At 57.3% G+C, this 14,729-nt stretch carries 14 protein-coding genes; 11 read left to right on the forward strand and 3 right to left on the reverse strand.

From position 1 onward, the window contains the following. Nucleotides 1-33: 33 nt before the first annotated feature. The gene (gene mnmE, locus ACUN0G_RS13020; protein ID WP_445573600.1) at nucleotides 34-1,404 is read left to right on the forward strand and encodes a tRNA uridine-5-carboxymethylaminomethyl(34) synthesis GTPase MnmE; all 1,371 of its coding nucleotides are present in this window, start codon (nucleotides 34-36) and stop codon (nucleotides 1,402-1,404) included. A gap of 23 nt (nucleotides 1,405-1,427) precedes the next feature. Here mnmE and ACUN0G_RS13025 read toward each other — a convergent pair whose 3' ends face one another. From ACUN0G_RS13025 to ACUN0G_RS13035, 3 genes are all read right to left on the reverse strand, one after another. Then, nucleotides 1,428-3,869 (reverse strand): TonB-dependent siderophore receptor, encoded by a 2,442-nt coding sequence (locus tag ACUN0G_RS13025; RefSeq protein WP_445573601.1) that lies wholly within the window; start codon nucleotides 3,867-3,869, stop codon nucleotides 1,428-1,430. 92 nt (nucleotides 3,870-3,961) lie between these two features. Continuing rightward, entirely contained in the window at nucleotides 3,962-4,906 is a 945-nt protein-coding gene (locus ACUN0G_RS13030; RefSeq protein WP_445573602.1) for a FecR domain-containing protein, read from the reverse strand. Further along, nucleotides 4,906-5,412: a sigma-70 family RNA polymerase sigma factor gene (locus ACUN0G_RS13035; protein ID WP_258342951.1), complete on the reverse strand. Its 507-nt coding sequence runs from the start codon at nucleotides 5,410-5,412 to the stop codon at nucleotides 4,906-4,908. The genes ACUN0G_RS13030 and ACUN0G_RS13035 overlap by 1 nt, the downstream gene beginning before the upstream one ends. 586 nt (nucleotides 5,413-5,998) lie before the next feature. Here ACUN0G_RS13035 and mnmG point away from each other — a divergent pair. From mnmG to atpA, 10 genes are all read left to right on the forward strand, one after another. Then, a complete protein-coding gene (gene mnmG / locus ACUN0G_RS13040) occupies nucleotides 5,999-7,891 on the forward strand; it encodes a tRNA uridine-5-carboxymethylaminomethyl(34) synthesis enzyme MnmG (protein WP_063034100.1) in 1,893 nt (630 codons plus the stop codon). Then, the gene (gene rsmG / locus ACUN0G_RS13045) at nucleotides 7,888-8,532 is read left to right on the forward strand and encodes a 16S rRNA (guanine(527)-N(7))-methyltransferase RsmG (RefSeq protein WP_003213561.1); all 645 of its coding nucleotides are present in this window, start codon (nucleotides 7,888-7,890) and stop codon (nucleotides 8,530-8,532) included. Before mnmG ends, rsmG begins: the two co-directional genes overlap by 4 nt. A gap of 18 nt (nucleotides 8,533-8,550) precedes the next feature. Next, nucleotides 8,551-9,348, forward strand: coding sequence for a ParA family protein (locus ACUN0G_RS13050; RefSeq protein ID WP_017477894.1), 798 nt, complete (start codon nucleotides 8,551-8,553; stop codon nucleotides 9,346-9,348). Between the two features lie 9 nt (nucleotides 9,349-9,357). Continuing rightward, the gene (locus ACUN0G_RS13055; RefSeq protein WP_445573603.1) at nucleotides 9,358-10,230 is read left to right on the forward strand and encodes a ParB/RepB/Spo0J family partition protein; all 873 of its coding nucleotides are present in this window, start codon (nucleotides 9,358-9,360) and stop codon (nucleotides 10,228-10,230) included. Between the two features lie 148 nt (nucleotides 10,231-10,378). Next, a complete protein-coding gene (locus ACUN0G_RS13060; RefSeq protein WP_181077562.1) occupies nucleotides 10,379-10,786 on the forward strand; it encodes a F0F1 ATP synthase subunit I in 408 nt (135 codons plus the stop codon). Nucleotides 10,787-10,802: 16 nt separating this feature from the next. Next, nucleotides 10,803-11,672, forward strand: coding sequence for a F0F1 ATP synthase subunit A (atpB, locus tag ACUN0G_RS13065; RefSeq protein WP_017477891.1), 870 nt, complete (start codon nucleotides 10,803-10,805; stop codon nucleotides 11,670-11,672). Nucleotides 11,673-11,805: 133 nt separating this feature from the next. After that, on the forward strand, nucleotides 11,806-12,063 hold the full coding sequence (gene atpE, locus ACUN0G_RS13070) for a F0F1 ATP synthase subunit C (RefSeq protein ID WP_002555987.1): 258 nt from the start codon (nucleotides 11,806-11,808) through the stop codon (nucleotides 12,061-12,063). Between the two features lie 56 nt (nucleotides 12,064-12,119). Beyond that, nucleotides 12,120-12,590, forward strand: coding sequence for a F0F1 ATP synthase subunit B (locus ACUN0G_RS13075; protein WP_008439543.1), 471 nt, complete (start codon nucleotides 12,120-12,122; stop codon nucleotides 12,588-12,590). Between the two features lie 12 nt (nucleotides 12,591-12,602). Continuing rightward, entirely contained in the window at nucleotides 12,603-13,139 is a 537-nt protein-coding gene (locus ACUN0G_RS13080; protein ID WP_003213551.1) for a F0F1 ATP synthase subunit delta, read from the forward strand. 21 nt (nucleotides 13,140-13,160) lie between these two features. Then, nucleotides 13,161-14,705, forward strand: coding sequence for a F0F1 ATP synthase subunit alpha (atpA, locus tag ACUN0G_RS13085; protein ID WP_003213549.1), 1,545 nt, complete (start codon nucleotides 13,161-13,163; stop codon nucleotides 14,703-14,705). Nucleotides 14,706-14,729: the final 24 nt, after the last annotated feature.

Consider the following 14,729-nt stretch of genomic DNA (forward strand, 5'->3'; position numbering starts at 1 on the left):
TTGCTTTCCGTCACTTTTATCCGAGTACCCGCCATGAGCGCTCCTCGTGAAACCATCGCCGCTGTCGCCACCGCTCAAGGTCGTGGTGGTGTCGGTATCGTTCGTATTTCCGGGCCGCTCGCCGGCGTGGCTGCCCAAGCCATCAGCGGTCGGGAGCTGAAGCCGCGGTATGCGCATTACGGGCCGTTTTTAGGTACTGATGAAGAGGTGCTGGACGAAGGTATTGCCCTTTATTTTCCGGGGCCGAACTCATTTACCGGCGAAGACGTCCTGGAACTGCAAGGCCACGGTGGCCCGATCGTTCTGGACATGCTGCTGCAGCGGTGCCTGCAGTTGGGTTGCCGCCTGGCACGCCCGGGTGAATTCAGCGAACGCGCGTTCCTCAACGATAAACTCGACCTGGCCCAGGCCGAGGCGATTGCCGACCTGATCGAAGCCAGTTCTGCACAAGCCGCGCGCAATGCGTTGCGCTCGTTGCAGGGCGCATTTTCCCTGCGTGTGCATAACCTCACCGAGCAATTGATCAGCCTGCGAATCTACGTTGAGGCCGCGATTGATTTCCCGGAGGAAGAAATCGACTTCCTCGCCGATGGCCATGTCCTGGCGATGCTGGATAAGGTTCGTGATGAGTTATCCACAGTGCTGCGCGAAGCCGGGCAAGGTGCCTTGCTGCGTGACGGTATGACGGTGGTGATTGCCGGCCGACCCAACGCCGGCAAGTCGAGCCTGCTCAACGCACTGGCGGGGCGAGAAGCGGCCATCGTTACCGAGATCGCCGGCACCACCCGGGATATCTTGCGCGAACATATCCACATCGATGGTATGCCACTGCATGTGGTGGACACGGCCGGGCTGCGTGACACCGATGATCAGGTGGAAAAGATCGGGGTGGAACGCGCGTTGAAGGCGATCACTGAGGCCGATCGTGTGCTGCTGGTGGTGGATGCCACGGCGCCAGAGGCAGCAGATCCGTTTGCTCTGTGGCCGGAATTTCTCGAACAGCGGCCAGACCCGGCCAAGGTCACGCTGATTCGAAACAAGGCCGACCTGACGGGTGAGGCGATCACCCTGGAAGTCAGTGAGGACGGCCACGTGACGATCAGCTTAAGTGCCAAGTCTGCGGGAGAGGGGCTGGAACTGCTGCGCGATCATCTGAAAGCGTGCATGGGCTACGAGCAGACCTCGGAAAGCAGCTTCAGCGCTCGTCGCAGGCACCTGGAGGCGCTGCGGCATGCCAGCGCCGCCCTCGAGCATGGTCGCGCGCAGCTGACGCTGGCAGGCGCCGGTGAGCTGCTGGCTGAAGATTTACGTCAGGCGCAGCAGCTGTTGGGTGAGATCACCGGCGCATTCAGCTCCGATGATTTGTTGGGGCGGATTTTTTCAAGCTTCTGTATCGGTAAATAGCCAGGTTATCCACAGCTGGCACGTCACCAGTTGTAGGAAACTGTTCCCAGTAACGTCCGGCTTTCACCCCAATAGCAGCGGCCTGCATCGTTGCAGCCGGACACATACTCCTTGTCGAACAGGTTCTTAGCGTTCACGTCCACCGACCAGTGCTTGTCAATCTGGTAACCAATGGCGGCATCCACCAACGTTACGCTTCCAGCATCCAACTTCCCGTAAAGGGAAGGCGCGGTGTAAGCGAACGTGCTGTCGAAGTAGCGCATGCCGCCGCCGACGGACAAGCCCTTGAGTTGGCCATCAAGAAAGCGGTACTTGCCCCAGACCGAAGCCTGATTACGTGGGACACCGGTCATTTGGTGACCTTCCACGAGCGACGTTGCCGAATCCTTGGTAATCCGAGCATCGGTGTAGGTGTAGGCCGCAGTCACGTTCAAATTAGGGGTGAGGTTGCTGTTGACCTCCACTTCCACGCCCTTGGCCCGGCTTTCGCCCACCTGGCGGTAGGTATTGGTCGTGGCGTCGAGGTACGTGTCGTCCTGCTTGCGCAAGTCATAGACCGACAACGTCATCGCCGTGTCCCAGCCGATCGGCTCGTACTTGAGGCCTACTTCATATTGACTGCTGGTGATCGGGTCCAGCGGTGTGCCGGCATTGGAGATCTGCTGTACCGGGACGAACGCAGTCGAGTAGCTGACATACGGCGTCAGGCCGTTGTCGAACTGGTACATGATCCCGCCCTGATAGGTGAATTTGCGGTCTTCAGAACTGATGTTGCCGGCCTTGGCCACCTTGTCGCGGAAATCACTGTCGACCCAGTCCTGGCGTCCGCCGAGCAAGAATAACCAGTGGTCATACTTGCTCTGGACCTGTGCATAAACACCTTTCATCTGCTGTTCGAGCAACGTGTTTTGCACCGCGAGAGGCGTCAATGGGTCCCTCAGGTACACCGGGTTATACACATTGATCGTGCCTGCAAATCCGGCATTCCAATCCTGGCTGAAGGAGGTCCGGTCATAGCTGGCACCGAACAGCACGGTATTTTCCAGGCCGCCTACCTGGAATTTTCCTTCCAACTGGTTATCCAGCGAGTAGACCATCGATTTGTTGTAGCGGTCGTAGGCATTCATGTTCAGCTGGGTGCCGAACCCCGCATTATTCAGGTTGCCTGGCCAGGTTTCATGGCGGGTGATTCGCGACTGCATGTAGCGCGAGTTCTGCCGAAACTGCCAGTCATCGTTGAAGCTGTGGCTGAACTCGTAGCCGGTGCTCCAGGTTTCCCGTTCGAAGGTGTTCCAGTCCGGGTCACCGAGCATGGTGTGCTTGGAGAGCTTCCCGTTGGGGTTGGTCAGTAACGTGCCGGCGGCAGGTAGGCCAAGTTCAAGATTAGTGTGGTCTTTCTGGTAGTTGGCCAGCAGCGTCAGAGTGTTGTAGTCGTCGAAATTGAGGGTCAGGGACGGTGCGATATACAAGCGGTCATCGGGAACGTGATCGGTCTGGGTGTCGGACTTTCTGCCGAGCATCACCACGCGTCCAAGAATATTGTCGTTGTCGTTCAACGGACCGGAGATATCCACACCTACCTGGCGGCGATTATTCGAACCGTAGGTCAGCTGAACTTCGCCTTGTGGTGTAGCTGTCGGGTGTTTACTCACCAGGTTGACCAGACCACCGGGTGCGTTTTCGCCGTAGAGCAGGGAAGAAGGACCACGGAATATTTCTACCCGTTCCAGCCCATAAGGTTCGCTGGTGGTGTCATACCGGTTGCCTTGTACTCGCAAGCCATCGCGCAGCAGGCCGTAGCCATAATCCGTGGCGTTGAAGCCGCGAATGAAGAACAGGTCACCCGCCAGGCCATCGCCCGCAGCGAAGGGTGGGGCGAAGATTCCCGGCACATAGCCCAGCACTTCGGTGAGCGTCTGGGATTTTTGATCCTTGATGCGCTGGCCGGTCACCACTGACACCGAGCGTGGGGTTTCCGACAATGGTGTGCTGGTCTTGGTACCGATTCGGCTGTTTTGCGCCTTGTAACCTACGTCCCCGGCAATCTCCTGATTGAAACCGGTCTGTTGATAAGTGCTGACAGTCGTCGGAGCCAACATGAGTTGTTCCCCGCTCGTGGCCGGCTGCAGCGCATAGCTGCCGGGGCCTTGAGCCGCCGCCTGCAATCCCGAGTTTTGCAGCAATAACGCAAACCCCTGCTCCACCGAGTAGTCACCCTCCAGCCCAGGACTCTGCAAGCTCGCCGTCTGTTGCGGCGAGAATGACAGAATCACATTGGCCTTCGATGCGAATTGGCTCAAGGCATTGTCGAGTGGCCCGGGGGCGATCGCGTAATGTTGCACCGAACTGGCAGCAATGGCCTGGGTGCATGACAAGGCGCTGGCAGTCGCTGCCGTAGTCAGCAGCAAGCCATACGTGATGCCGTGATAGGAGAGACGCTGGCGAAGTTTTGTAGGAAGGCGCATGTGTGAGTAAGCCCTGAAGGTAGCATCGTGATTACCTGTAGGGCCGCGCCAGGTAAAAAAAAGATAACCCCTGCTGAGAGTATTTTTCGGTATCAACCTGTAAGCGTGACGGCAACCCAGTAGCGGGTGAAATACTTCACCTGGATCGGCAGCGTGACCTGCAGGTTGGCCAATACGGCGTCGGTGGAATCCAGACGGAAAGTGCCGGACACCCGCAGCCGTGCCGATGCGGCATCGCACTGCATGACGCCCGGCCGATAGCGCGCGAGTTCATCGATGACATCCCCCAGCCGCGCGTCCAGGACGATCAATTGGCCGTCGACCCATGCGGCTTGGTTCCCGCGATAAATATGGCTGGGGCCAACGTCTTGCGTACCGAAGTCGACACTCTCACCAGGTCCGAGCACTCGGCTATGGCCCGGCTGGTCGACGGGTTGCACACTGACCCGGTCTTCCAGCACACCAACCCGCGTCGACCCTTGCAGTTGGCGAACAGTGAACCGCGTCCCCAAGGCTTGAACACGGCCCTCACGGGTTTCGACATAAAACGGTGTTTGCCGGCCCGACTTGCCGGTGTGGATAAGTACTTCCCCCTCACGCAAACGGACCAGTCGCTGCTGCCCATCGAAAAGTACGTCGATAGCCGTGTTCGTATTGAGGTCAATTTGAGTGCCGTCGGCCAACCCGATTCGCCGTCGTTCGCCGACCTTTGTTCGATAGTCTGCCCAGAGGTTGCCCAGGGACGTGTGTTGTTGAACGTTCCACCCCAAGTACCCGGCGGCACCGAGCATCAGCATCAGCTTGAGCACTTGCCGCCGTTGTTGACTGGCCGAGAGCGCACGACGGGTGAAGTCCTTGGGTAGCGCACCGAGGCCACGTTGCAACTGCTCCATCTGGTTCCAGGCCGCCTGATGGGATGGATCACCGTTGAGCCATTGCTGCCAGGCACTGTGTTCCGCAGGTGTAGGGGGTTGCGATTGAAATTGCACGTACCAACTGGCGGCGGCTTCGAACGTCTTGCGATCCGGGGCGGCCATTACGCGCCCGCCATGATCAGGGCGCATTCTGTCAGGGCGCGGACCATATGTTTCTTGACGGTGGTCAGCGAGACCCGCAGCTGATCGGCGATCTGTTGATAAGTCAGGCCTTCGACCTGGGACAGCATGAAAATTCGCCGAGCCCGCTCGCCCAGCCCATACAAGGCTTTATCCACAGCCACCAGGGTTTCAATGATGATGGCCTTGTCTTCTTCACTGATTGCGGTTGCTTCTGGCCGGTCTGCGAGGGTTTGCAGATAGGCTTGTTCAATGGCACGGCGGCGATAGCGGTCAATCACCAGTCCCCTGGCAACCGTGGCCAGATAGTCCCTGGGCTCGAGGATCTGCGCCGCATTGCGGCCACCCAGAATCCGCACGAACGTATCGTGTGCCACGTCAGCTGCATCGCAGGCGTTATGCAACTTTCCCTTGAGCCAGCTATGCAACCACGAATGGTGCTGCTCATAGATGTGCTGGACTGCAAGGGTATGTGGGGGAAGGGCCATGAGAGGTGACGAGGTAGGTTAATGATAATAACTATTATTAACTGCCGTGACGCTTTCTCACAATAGGCCTGCCATCAACCCGTTTCACAAATGCAAACGAAGCGTTTCCTGCCTATCCGAAGATTCTTGGAGGCCGCCGTGTGCCTGAAACTTATCGAAATCCGTATTTTCTGTGGATTAAGCCCTGTGAATAACCGCCCCTGTGCCCGGTTGATAACCAGGCTTGAAACCTGAGTAAAAACCCATCTGTGGATAACCACCTGTTTAATCCACAGGCTTAAAGCACTTATCCAACGGCCTCCTTGGCACCTAACCACAGACTTTTGAATCTTTGTACATAACGAAAATAAAGGCCTGTAGAGATCTATCCACAGAAACATGCCTCAGTAGAAATAAACATAAAAACAAAGATTTAATAAATTTCTCTCTTTTAATTTCTATTGTTCGTGATTCATCCACAGCTGGTTAAATTTTGTGCAAAGGGTTCTTTAGGAAGGGCGAAGTCCCTATACTTGCCGACTCGTTCGAAAACCTGATCTCGAACGCTCATTCCTAATTACCTACAGAAGCAGGCACGAGGTGCGTGGTGGATTTCCCTTCCCGTTTTGAAGTGATCGTCATCGGCGGCGGTCATGCCGGTACCGAGGCAGCACTGGCGTCAGCACGCATGGGGGCAAAAACCCTGTTGCTGACGCATAACGTGGAAACCCTCGGCGCCATGAGCTGCAATCCCGCAATCGGCGGGATTGGCAAAAGCCACTTGGTCAAGGAAATCGATGCCCTGGGCGGCGCGATGGCCATGGCTACCGACAAAGGTGGTATTCAATTTCGCGTATTGAACAGCCGCAAAGGCCCGGCCGTGCGAGCCACCCGTGCTCAAGCCGACCGGATCCTGTACAAGGCCGCTGTCCGCGAAACCCTGGAAAACCAGCCGAACCTGTGGATATTTCAACAGGCAGCCGATGACCTGATCGTCGAACAAGACCAGGTACGCGGTGTTGTCACGCAAATGGGCCTGCGTTTCTTCGCAGAATCCGTGGTGTTGACCACCGGTACGTTCCTCGGCGGACTTATCCACATCGGTATGCAGAACTATTCCGGTGGTCGCGCCGGTGATCCACCGTCAATCGCCTTGGCTCAGCGCCTTCGCGAACTGCCACTGCGGGTTGGTCGCCTGAAAACCGGCACGCCGCCGCGAATTGATGGCCGGTCTGTGGATTTCTCGGTGATGACCGAGCAAGCCGGCGATACACCGATCCCGGTGATGTCGTTCATGGGCTCCAAGGAACAGCATCCGAAACAGGTCAGTTGCTGGATTACCCACACCAACGCTCGCACCCACGAAATAATTGCCGCGAACCTCGACCGTTCGCCGATGTATTCCGGGGTGATCGAAGGTATTGGCCCGCGCTACTGCCCGTCGATCGAAGACAAGATCCACCGCTTTGCCGACAAGGAAAGCCACCAGGTCTTTATCGAGCCGGAAGGGTTGACTACCCACGAGCTGTACCCGAACGGGATTTCCACTTCCTTGCCGTTCGACGTGCAAATCCAGATCGTGCAATCGATTCGCGGTATGGAAAACGCTCACATCGTGCGGCCTGGTTACGCCATCGAGTACGACTACTTCGATCCGCGTGACTTGAAATACAGCCTGGAAACCAAGGTTATCGGCGGCTTGTTCTTCGCTGGGCAAATCAACGGCACCACCGGTTACGAAGAAGCAGGCGCCCAGGGTTTGCTGGCCGGAGCCAACGCGGCACTGCGTGCCCAGGGCAAAGACAGCTGGTGCCCGCGTCGCGATGAGGCGTACATCGGGGTGTTGGTCGACGACCTGATTACTCTCGGTACCCAGGAACCGTACCGGATGTTTACGTCCCGGGCCGAATACCGCCTGATCCTGCGGGAAGACAACGCCGACCTGCGCTTGACCGAAAAGGGTCGTGAGCTGGGCCTGGTCGACGATGTGCGTTGGGCTGCCTTCTGCAAAAAACGCGAAAGCATCGAGTTGGAAGAGCAGCGCCTGAAAAGTACCTGGGTTCGCCCGGGCACCGAGCAAGGCGACGCGATTGCCGAAAAATTCGGCACGCCGCTGACTCACGAATACAACTTGCTGAACCTGCTGTCCCGTCCGGAAATCGACTACGCTGGGCTGATCTCGGTCACCGGCGTTGGCGCAGAAGATCCACAGGTCGCCGAACAGGTCGAAATCAAGACCAAATACGCCGGGTACATTGACCGCCAGCAGGATGAAATCGCTCGCCTGCGGGCCAGTGAAGACACCAAGTTGCCTGTGGATATCGATTACACAAACATTTCCGGGCTGTCGAAAGAGATTCAAGGCAAGCTGGGGATAACTCGACCAGAGACCCTGGGCCAGGCGTCCCGTATCCCGGGCGTCACGCCGGCAGCCATTTCGCTGTTGATGATTCATTTGAAAAAACGCGGCGCGGGCCGTCAGTTGGAGCAAAGCGCTTGAGTTCGTTGGTCACCTCGCAACACGCCGAAGAGTTATCCACAGGTGCTCGCCAGCTTGGCGTCAACCTGACCGAAGCCCAGCACGAGTTGCTGCTGGGTTATCTGGCCCTGTTGATCAAATGGAACAAGGCTTACAACCTCACGGCGGTGCGTGATCCAGACGAAATGGTCTCTCGCCACCTGCTCGACAGTCTGAGTGTGATGCCGTTTATCGAAAACGGCCGCTGGCTTGACGTTGGCAGCGGCGGCGGCATGCCCGGCATCCCGTTGGCGATTTTGTTTCCCGAGTCACAAGTGACCTGCCTCGACAGCAATGGCAAGAAAACCCGCTTCCTGACCCAGGTGAAACTCGAACTCAAGCTGGATAACCTGCAAGTTATCCACAGTCGCGTCGAAGCCTTTACGCCTGAACAGCCTTTCAACGGAATTGTTTCCCGGGCGTTCAGCAGCATGGAGAACTTCAGCAACTGGACCCGCCACCTCGGCGACCGCGATACCCGTTGGCTGGCAATGAAGGGCGTTCATCCAAGCGACGAGCTGTTAGCATTGCCGGCAGACTTCCACCTCGATAGCGAACACGCCTTGGCCGTACCCGGTTGCCAAGGCCAACGCCATCTGCTGATACTGCGCCGCACGGCATGATTGGGAACACAAGCAAGAATGGCTAAGGTATTCGCGATAGCGAACCAGAAAGGTGGCGTGGGCAAAACCACCACCTGCATCAACCTCGCAGCATCCCTGGTCGCTACCAAGCGTCGGGTGCTGTTGATCGATCTCGATCCACAGGGCAACGCCACCATGGGTAGCGGTGTGGATAAACACGGCCTGGAAAACTCGGTCTACGACTTGCTGATTGGCGAGTGTGACCTGGCCCAGGCCATGCACTATTCCGAGCACGGCGGTTATCAACTGCTGCCGGCCAACCGCGATTTGACTGCGGCGGAAGTGGTGCTGCTGGAAATGCAGATGAAAGAAAGCCGTCTGCGCAGCGCCCTGGCGCCGATCCGCGAGAATTACGACTACATTTTGATCGACTGCCCACCGTCGCTGTCGATGCTGACGTTGAACGCGCTGGTTGCCGCCGACGGGGTGATTATCCCCATGCAGTGCGAGTACTTCGCGCTCGAAGGCTTGAGCGACCTTGTGGATAACATCAAGCGTATTGCCGAGTTGCTCAACCCGAACCTGCAAATCGAAGGCTTGCTGCGGACCATGTATGACCCGCGCCTGAGCCTGATGAACGATGTATCGGCGCAGCTCAAGGAACACTTCGGCGACCAGCTCTACGACACCGTGATTCCACGCAATATCCGCCTGGCCGAAGCGCCAAGCTATGGCATGCCCGCGCTGGCGTACGACAAATCATCCCGTGGTGCCATTGCCTACCTGGCGCTGGCCGGCGAGATGGTTCGTCGTCAACGCCGCAATTCACGCACCGCTGCAGCCCAGCCAACTTAAGGAATCCCCATGGCCGTCAAGAAACGAGGTCTCGGACGTGGACTGGATGCACTGCTGAGTGGTCCGACTGTCACGATCCTTGAAGAGCAAGCGGTGCAGGCCGACGAGCGTGAGCTGCAGCACCTGCCGCTGGACCTGATCCAGCGCGGCAAATACCAGCCGCGCCGGGACATGGACCCGCAGGCGCTGGAAGAATTGGCGAATTCGATCAAGGCCCAGGGCGTGATGCAGCCGATCGTGGTGCGCCCGATTGGTGCTGGCCGCTTTGAAATCATCGCCGGCGAACGCCGCTGGCGCGCCAGCCAACAGGCCGGCAAGGAAACCATCCCGGCGATGGTGCGTGATGTGCCGGATGAAACCGCCATCGCCATGGCGTTGATCGAGAACATCCAGCGTGAAGACCTCAATCCGATCGAGGAAGCGATCGCCCTGCAGCGTTTGCAGCAGGAATTCAAACTGACGCAGCAGGAGGTCGCGGATGCGGTGGGCAAATCCCGCGTGACCGTGTCCAACCTGCTGCGCCTGATTGCGTTGCCGGAAGTCATCAAAACCATGCTTTCCCACGGCGACCTGGAAATGGGTCATGCCCGTGCCTTGCTCGGTTTGCCGGAAAATCAACAGGTTGAAGGGGCGCGACACGTTGTCGCACGAGGCCTCACCGTTCGTCAGACCGAAGCCCTGGTTCGCCAGTGGCTCAGTGGCAAACCTGCTCCGGTCGAAACCGCCAAACCTGATCCGGATATTGCACGCCTGGAGCAGCGCCTGGCCGAGCGCCTAGGCTCTGCGGTGCAAATTCGCCACGGCAAGAAAGGTAAAGGGCAATTGGTCATCGGATATAACTCATTGGATGAGCTTCAGGGCGTCCTTGCCCACATCCGTTGAAACAATTGCTTATGTAGCGCGCAGTCGGAAATCACTACCCGGCAGTTGAATAGGGGCAGAACCGCCCCTATACTCTGCGCGCATTTTGTCGGCACAAATTATGCCAAGTTATTGATTTCCGGCAGCCGACTATTGAGGAGCAAGAGTGATGGAAACCCGCACGCCAAACACGTTGCCGTTCCATCGCTTGGCCGTTTTCCCGGTTTTAGTGGCTCAATTTGTCATCTTGCTGATCGCCGCTTTGGCGCTTTGGTATTGGCATGGAGTCGTAGCGGGATACTCGGGACTCTGCGGAGGCCTGATAGCCTTGCTGCCCAATATGTATTTTGCTCACAGGGCCTTTCGGTTTTCCGGCGCCCGAGCAGCCCAAGCCATCGTCCGGTCTTTTTATGCCGGCGAAGCGGGGAAACTGATTTTGACGGCAGTGCTGTTTGCACTGACCTTTGCAGGTGTGAAGCCATTGGCGCCGCTGGCTGTATTCGGCGTCTTCGTGTTGACCCAACTGGTCAGCTGGTTCGCTCCCCTGCTAATGAAAACAAGACTTTCGAAACCTTAGGGCGTTTGAGGCAACCATGGCAGAAACAACCGCTTCGGGCTATATCCAGCACCACTTGCAGAACCTGACCTTCGGTCAGCTTCCCAACGGCGGCTGGGGCTTTGCCCACACCGCAGCAGAAGCCAAAGAAATGGGCTTCTGGGCATTCCACCTGGATACTCTGGGCTGGTCTGTCGCATTGGGTCTGATCTTCGTCCTGATTTTCCGCATGGCGGCAAAGAAGGCGACTTCCGGTCAGCCAGGTGCTTTGCAGAACTTCGTTGAAGTATTGGTCGAATTCGTCGATGGCAGCGTGAAAGACAGCTTCCATGGTCGTAGCGCGGTGATCGCACCGTTGGCACTGACCATCTTCGTCTGGGTGTTCCTGATGAACGCCGTCGACCTGATTCCGGTCGACTGGATTCCTCAGTTGGCCATGGCGATCTCCGGCGATCCGCACATTCCATTCCGTGCCGTATCGACCACTGACCCGAACGCTACCCTGGGCATGGCCCTGTCGGTGTTCGTGTTGATCATTTTCTACAGCATCAAGATCAAGGGCATCGGCGGCTTCATCGGCGAACTGACCCTGCACCCGTTCGGCAGCAAGAACATCTTCGTTCAAGCCCTGCTGATCCCGGTGAACTTCCTGCTGGAATTCGTGACCCTGATCGCCAAGCCGATTTCCCTGGCTCTGCGACTGTTCGGCAACATGTATGCCGGCGAGCTGGTGTTCATTCTGATCGCTGTGATGTTCGGCAGTGGTCTGCTCTGGCTTAGCGGCCTGGGCATTGTTCTGCAGTGGGCGTGGGCTGTGTTCCACATCCTGATCATCACCCTGCAGGCGTTTATCTTCATGATGCTGACCATCGTCTACCTGTCGATGGCGCACGAAGAGAACCATTAAGACCAGTCTCGACTAGTCTGATGTCCCTCCCGGTCAAACGGGAGGGTAGCCCTGAAGGGCTATGAAACGATTTGTTTTACCGCTTTAAAATCTAAAAAACCTAAACCATACGACGTAAAAGTCGGGAGGAAAGATGGAAACTGTAGTTGGTCTAACCGCTATCGCTGTTGCACTGTTGATCGGCCTGGGCGCCCTGGGTACTGCCATTGGTTTCGGCCTGCTGGGCGGCAAGTTCCTGGAAGGCGCAGCGCGTCAGCCAGAAATGGTTCCAATGCTGCAAGTTAAAATGTTCATCGTCGCCGGCCTGCTCGACGCCGTGACCATGATCGGTGTTGGTATCGCTCTGTTCTTCACCTTCGCGAACCCCTTCGTTGGTCAACTCGCCGGTTAATCACTCGTTTTTTCGAGTGATTGGTGTGTTGTGCAACGAACGAGCGAGGTATTGGCGTGAACATTAATGCAACCATTATTGGTCAGTCCTTAGCGTTCTTGATTTTTGTAGTTTTCTGCATGAAGTTCGTATGGCCTCCGGTCATCGCGGCTTTGCACGAACGTCAGAAGAAGATCGCAGATGGACTGGACGCTGCCGCACGAGCAGCTCGCGACCTGGAGTTGGCCCAAGATAAAGCGGGTCAACAACTGCGCGAAGCGAAAGCTCAGGCAGCTGAAATCATTGAGCAAGCCAAGAAACGCGGTAACCAGATCGTTGAAGAGGCTGTTGAAAAAGCCCGTATCGACGCTGACCGTGTGAAGGTTCAGGCTCAAGCCGAGATCGAGCAGGAACTGAACGGTGTCAAAGATGCGCTGCGTGCCCAACTGGGTGCTCTGGCCGTCGGCGGTGCTGAGAAGATCCTGGGTGCCACAATCGATCAAAACGCGCACGCGGAGCTGGTAAACAAACTGGCTGCTGAAATTTAAGCGAGGGCGATCATGGCAGAATTGACCACGTTGGCCCGACCTTACGCTAAGGCAGCCTTCGAGCACGCCCAGGCCCACCAGCAGCTGGCCTCTTGGTCAGCCATGCTCGGCCTGGCTGCAGCAGTGTCGCAAGACGACACCATGCAGCGCGTGCTCAAGGCCCCGCGACTGACGAGCGCAGACAAGGCCGCCACGTTTATTGACGTGTGCGGCGACAAGTTTGATGTAAAAGTGCAGAACTTCATCCACGTCGTTGCCGAAAACGACCGTCTCCCGCTTCTGCCGGAGATCGCCGCTCTGTTTGACCTGTACAAGGCCGAACAAGAGAAATCGGTAGACGTTGAAGTGACCAGTGCTTTTGCATTGAACCAAGAACAGCAAGACAAACTCGCCAAGGTTCTCAGTGCACGACTCGACCGGGAAGTGCGCCTGCAAGTTGCGGAGGATGCCACCCTGATTGGTGGTGTCATCATTCGCGCCGGCGACCTGGTTATCGATGGCTCGATTCGCGGCAAACTCGCGAATCTTGCCGAAGCATTGAAATCTTGAGTTTGAAGGGGCAGCAGAGCAATGCAGCAACTCAATCCTTCCGAAATAAGTGAAATTATCAAGGGCCGCATCGACAAGCTCGATGTGACCTCCCAAGCCCGTAACGAAGGCACTGTCGTCAGCGTATCTGACGGCATCGTGCGGATTCACGGTCTGGCCGACGTCATGTACGGCGAGATGATCGAGTTTCCGGGCGGCGTCTACGGTATGGCTCTCAACCTGGAGCAAGACTCTGTAGGTGCCGTTGTATTGGGCTCCTACCAGACTCTGGCTGAAGGCATGAGCGCCAAGTGCACAGGCCGCATCCTGGAAGTTCCGGTTGGTAAGGAACTGCTGGGTCGCGTTGTCGACGCACTGGGTAACCCAGTTGACGGCAAAGGTCCGCTGAACAACACCGAGACCGATGCGGTCGAGAAAGTTGCTCCAGGCGTGATCTGGCGTAAGTCGGTAGACCAGCCTGTACAGACTGGCTACAAAGCTGTCGATGCCATGATTCCTGTCGGCCGTGGCCAGCGTGAGCTGATCATCGGTGACCGTCAGATCGGTAAAACCGCTCTGGCGATCGACGCGATCATCAACCAGAAAGACAGCGGGATTTTCTGCGTCTACGTAGCCATCGGTCAGAAACAATCGACCATCGCCAACGTGGTTCGCAAGCTGGAAGAAAACGGCGCCCTGGCTAACACCATCGTCGTGGCCGCCAGTGCTTCCGAATCCGCTGCACTTCAGTTCCTGGCACCGTACTCCGGTTGCACCATGGGCGAATACTTCCGCGACCGCGGTGAAGACGCGCTGATCGTTTATGACGATCTGTCCAAGCAAGCAGTGGCTTACCGCCAGATTTCCCTGCTGCTGCGCCGTCCACCAGGCCGTGAAGCTTACCCAGGCGACGTGTTCTATCTCCACTCCCGTCTGCTGGAGCGCGCATCCCGCGTTTCGGAAGAATACGTAGAGAAGTTCACCAACGGCGCAGTGACCGGCAAAACCGGTTCCCTGACCGCACTGCCGATCATCGAAACCCAGGCTGGCGACGTTTCCGCGTTCGTTCCGACCAACGTGATTTCCATCACCGACGGTCAGATCTTCCTGGAATCGGCCATGTTCAACTCCGGGATCCGTCCTGCAGTGAACGCCGGTGTTTCGGTATCCCGTGTGGGTGGTGCCGCTCAGACCAAGATCATCAAGAAGCTCTCCGGTGGTATCCGTACCGCTCTGGCTCAGTACCGTGAACTGGCGGCATTCGCCCAGTTCGCTTCTGACCTGGACGAAGCGACCCGTAAGCAACTTGAGCATGGTCAGCGCGTTACCGAGCTGATGAAGCAGAAGCAATACGCACCAATGTCGATCGCTGACATGGCGCTGTCGCTGTATGCCGCTGAGCGTGGGTTCCTGACCGACGTTGAAATCACCAAGGTCGGCAGCTTCGAACAAGCGCTGATTGCTTACTTCAACCGCGATCACGCCGAATTGATGGCGAAGATCAACGTGAAGGGTGACTTCAATGACGACATCGACGCTGGCATCAAAGCCGGTATCGAGAAGTTCAAGGCCACCCAAACCTGGTAAGCCGCAGCGGGGGCCGCGAGGCTC

It is taken from the genome of Pseudomonas sp. 32A, from assembly GCF_052682255.1.